Annotated in this window: 4 protein-coding genes; all 4 read left to right on the top strand. The window is 60.0% G+C overall.

Going from position 1 to position 4,506, the window contains the following annotated elements:
- The first annotated feature begins 173 nt into the window (after positions 1-173).
- The 4 genes from ABX749_RS23335 to ABX749_RS23320 all read left to right on the top strand — a co-directional run bounded on the left by ABX749_RS23335 (position 174) and on the right by ABX749_RS23320 (position 4,374).
- Positions 174-2,531 (top strand): hypothetical protein, encoded by a 2,358-nt coding sequence (locus tag ABX749_RS23335; protein ID WP_372898111.1) that lies wholly within the window; start codon positions 174-176, stop codon positions 2,529-2,531.
- A 343-nt stretch (positions 2,532-2,874) separates the two neighbouring features.
- Positions 2,875-3,507: a hypothetical protein gene (locus ABX749_RS23330; protein ID WP_372898110.1), complete on the top strand. Its 633-nt coding sequence runs from the start codon at positions 2,875-2,877 to the stop codon at positions 3,505-3,507.
- Positions 3,508-3,838: 331 nt separating this feature from the next.
- Entirely contained in the window at positions 3,839-4,084 is a 246-nt protein-coding gene (locus ABX749_RS23325; protein WP_372898109.1) for a hypothetical protein, read from the top strand.
- Positions 4,081-4,374, top strand: coding sequence for a hypothetical protein (locus ABX749_RS23320; protein ID WP_372898108.1), 294 nt, complete (start codon positions 4,081-4,083; stop codon positions 4,372-4,374). The genes ABX749_RS23325 and ABX749_RS23320 overlap by 4 nt, the downstream gene beginning before the upstream one ends.
- Positions 4,375-4,506: the final 132 nt, after the last annotated feature.

Genomic DNA, 4,506 nt, shown 5'->3' with positions numbered 1-4,506 from the left:
GCGATGCCAGAACCACACCGATCCAACGCTCACGCGAGCTTTGCTTCAGCCAGTCATTGGAAAAACTCGTGATTCGGGCCATTTTTCGCTTGCAGGGCTAGTCAAAAACACGTCCTTGGGGGTACCCACTATACTCAGGGTGCATCACTCCCCACTCTCCAGAGGATCGAGCTATGAGACTGCAGCGTCATCGTGTCCGAAACCGTGCCCTCCGACCTGAGAACCTGGAGCCACGGATGGTGCTCAGTGCCAACCCGTTGATTGCCGGAGCGGCCGAATCCGGATTGCATGTGGTTCCCTTCGAAGTCAACGGGGGCGGTCCGGCGCCTGGCGGGATTCCGCTGTTCCCCGGAGTGTCGGCCGAACACTTTGCCACCGGACAGGCCACGCGCTTGGGCGAGTATTCCGGATCCGCGTCATTCGAAATCGTGGAATACGTACCGCTTGCACCGACCGGCACGTTCAAAAGCGATGCCCCCTTCGAGTTCACCGCTTCCAACGGTGACAAGATCGTTTTCGACTACGGCGCCGAAGCCCCCGGCGTCTTCTCGATCACGCCGCAAACCGACGGCAACATCGTCGTGGAGTTTGTCGCGGAGTTCACACTCGTTCCTGAAGAGAGCACCGGGCGGTTCGCGAAATACACCGACGGCAGCTTCACCATGATCGCGGTGACCGAGCCGTTCTCGGGTGTGCCGCTGCCGACCGGGTTTACGGTTCCGTTCGACTACAGTTGGACCGGTGAAGGCAGCATCTCGTATCCCGTCGGTAGCGTATTTGAGGTGACGACACTCGCCGATGACGGGCCCGGATCGTTACGCGAAGCGATCGAAGAAGCGAACGACACCCCCGGGATCGACACCATCGAATTCGCCGAGGACGTCAGCGGCAAAATCGCCTTGGAAAGCCAGCTGGTCATCCAGGACGACCTCACGATTCTGGGTCCGGGCGCCCGTGAGCTGAAGGTCAGCGGCGAACACGACTCGCGAGTCTTTTCGATCGATCCCTACCCACTCGACGTTCCGTTCGGTGCACTACCCGATGTGCGGCCCGCGGTCGAGATCCATGACCTGACGATCGCAAACGGATTGGCCGGCGATGCACCCGGCTTTCCGACCGCACTCGGATTCCCCGCATTCGCCTTCGGCGGAGGGATCTACAATCGTGGCGGCGATCTGGTCTTGGAATCGGTCAGCATGACGCACAACCAGGCCGGAATCGAATCCTCGCCGTTGGCCGCCGGCGGAGCCATCGCCAACGAGTTCGGCGGAACGATTTCCGTCAATGAAAGTTCCTTCGTCGGAAACCGTGCCGTCGCCATCAACGTCGCCGCCGGTGGCGCGATCACTCAAGACGTCGGTCCGACGCCCGACGGCACCGGCACCCGTTCGGCCGCGGCGGTGGTCACCGACAGCAAGTTCACCCGCAACGTCGCCGAAGCGAAACAGAATGATCCCGAAGCCGCCGTGCCCTTCGAAGTCTTTGCGGGCTTCGGCATGGGTGGCGGAATCTTTAACTTGGCGAGCGACTTGTTCGTCCTTGACAGCACCTTCAAACGGAATCAGGCGATCGGTGGCGAGGGAGTCGGTAACAACGCCGGCGGTCCGGGCGTCGGCGGCGCGATCTTCTCGGACGACTTCAGCCCCTTCATCGTTCCCGAAGTCGCCGTGCCCGGTAAGGACGCGAGGGCGTTCGTCGAAGGCAGCAACTTTTCGAACAACCGTGCCCGCGGCGGGGCGGGAAGCGGTGAAGGTGACGGCGGAAACGGCTACGGTGGTGCCGTCGCGGCAAGCATCTCGTTCTTCCCCGATGCCGGTGAACTGACCGACAACGATTTTCGCCGCAACACCGCTCAAGGCGGAAAGGGCGGCAGGCGCGGCGGTGACGGCGGCAATGGGGTCGGCGGAGGCGTCGCGGCGCTCGCCGGCGCCAGCTTGCAGATCGACGAAGGCGTGTTCGTCGGCAACGCTGCCAAGGGTGGCAACGGTGGTCGCGGAGGTGATGGCGGGAACGGACTCGGCGGCGGCATCGGGCTGTCGCTGTTGGACACCTCCGTTGAGTCACCCTTCGAAGGGTTCCCGTTCATTCCTGCGGCGAGTGTTCATGACACGATGCTGCTTCGAAACCGTGCCGTCGGCGGCAACGGAGGACGCGGCGGCGACGGCGGCAACGGACTCGGCGGTGCGATCGGAAGTGAAGGCGGTGCGACGGCGCTGGTCGACGAAGCGATCGTGTTGTTCAACGCGGCCGTCGGCGGCAGGGGCCACGGGCGCTCTGGCGACGGAGGCGACGGGCTCGGCGGCGGCATTTACAACGGCGACGCCACGACGGTGCTGACCGGAAGCCAGATCCGACTCAACGCGGCTTGGGGAGGCCGTGGCGGACGCTTCTTCGGGCGTGGCGACGGACTCGGTGGCGGCATCTACAACGCCGAAGCCGGTTCGTTCAGCATCGACACCGAATCCCTCCGCAACACCCGCTGGAACATCCTCGACGACATCTTCGGAGACCTGGATCTACTGGAGGAATAACGACCGCGTCCAGCACCCGTTCACACGCAAACAAGGGCGTCCGCCGCGACGCCCTCGAACTTTGATCCGAACGCGCGCTAGTGCCGAATATTGCATTAGCTAGCCGCGGTTCCCCGGAAGTACGGCAAGAACCGCGGCTAGCCCCGGTTCTGCGACTCTGCACAACGTTTCCGCGACAGAGCCCGACTTGGTGGCGTTGAAGGGTCAATAGAAAACGGGGGCAAGAACTGAAACGCCAGAATAGGCAAATCGCGATCACCCCATCTTGCGATTTGGCTGCTGCCCTGTTCCGTCTCGGAATCAGTGGAGAAGAGTTTGTCCACGAATAGCACGAATGACACGAATGAATTGGCTGTCGTCGCCAGACGGCGGCCTAAGCGAGACGGGTGAATTAATTCGCCGGCAACAATGGATGCTCGCTTCGTCCGGTGGGTTGGCCTATGACGCTGAACAAAATGCGATCAGGTCCCAGGGCATCATTCTGCCCCGTATGATTCTGCCGTTTCAAATCATCCCGCCACCGAAAACACGTTCGCCACGCGCGAACGAAGACGGCCCACTGTTGGGTTTCCGCGACGTTTATTTTGCGTCCGTCGCCATCCCTGCGTCGCGTTGCCTGGCCGACGAAAGGATCGGGAGATGGCAGGGAAATGACCACGATCCGATCCAGGTTTTGCAGGTCGCTCCTACCCTATTTTCTTGTCATCCATTTTCTTGTCTCAATCCGCAACCTGGTCTTGCTCTGGCGGGTGAAAACGTTTGCCTTCCAGCCACATTCGATGCCTTCAGAGCCGATGCGATCCTGCCCTGGGTCAACCGTCTGCCACGGAGGTTTAAACCATCTCGCGGAATCCAACAGAAAAAGGACTCGAGTCTTACGACCTCAATTCCTCTTGTTCCAGAAAGTACCGAAGGAGGGACTCGAACCCTCACTCCCTTGCGGGAACTGGATTTTGAATCACTCTTGCCTCGGTAAGCCGTCAATCAGCCTCGGTGACCCTTCTAAAACCATTGGTTTTTGAGGTTTTGCTTCGGCGCTTTTGACCAAAAATCGACTTTTGGTGACCAAAGTGGTGACCAAATAGGTGACCAAATTTGTGCCCTCGCATGAGCGATCATGCGAGGGCTTTTTCGTGCGCTGGATTAACGACCGGTTAACGAAAAATCCAAATCATTTTCCTCGGCCAGCCACCGCCAGCCTGCCCCTAGCCTCGGTCAACCTGCTTCGTTTCATTCGAGCCGGTCACCGCTCTGGAACCGCGTTTTTTCGACTCTAGAGTTCTGCCATGCGACGTGATTGATGTTCGATGTCAATCACAGATTTTGGCAACACGACAGGAGCGGTGGACATGGAAGCGTTTTCGATTTTGGAACTGGCGCGGCGGATGGGACTGGTGCCGGCGCAGGTGATTCTTTTGGCGCGGCGCGGGTATGTCGACATCGATCAGATGTGGGCCGTCAAACGCTTTGGGATCCATGCCATCGTCTCTCGCGATGCCGCGGTCGTGCTCTGCATCACGCTCGGATTTAACCCGATGAAGGTGATGGCATGATCGAAGCCGCATTGATGATCGCGCTGGTAAGGAATGGCGGCCTTACAAAGTGGCGTAAGCTTCCAGCTTGCGATCCCGACAGCGCAAGCTGGAGACTTACGCCACTTAATCTGCCAAAGGTCCTAAGCGTCTGGGGAGCATCGCTGATGGTGGTGCTGATCGCACTCGGCACCGCATCACAAATCAACTGCGATCAAACGCGGATCGATGCAGAGGAACAAAACACGATGGAGCGACCGCAGGATGCGCCGGGCACGGAGGCCTTTTTCGATCAGTGGGGTGATTGGTGATGCGACGCGACCAGAAGTTTCGTGACCAGCCGACACTCTTTGGCGATCCGATTGGCAATGCGAATGGATCGTCGATCGGTCCGTGCAAAACGCCGGCGGCGGATGCGCGGGCTGTGGCATCGAACTTGGCTC

The sequence above is a fragment of the Stieleria sp. genome (assembly GCF_041595215.1).
Taxonomy (GTDB): Bacteria; Planctomycetota; Planctomycetia; order Pirellulales; family Pirellulaceae; genus Stieleria; species Stieleria magnilauensis.
This window is presented reverse-complemented; position numbering and strand designations above follow the sequence as displayed.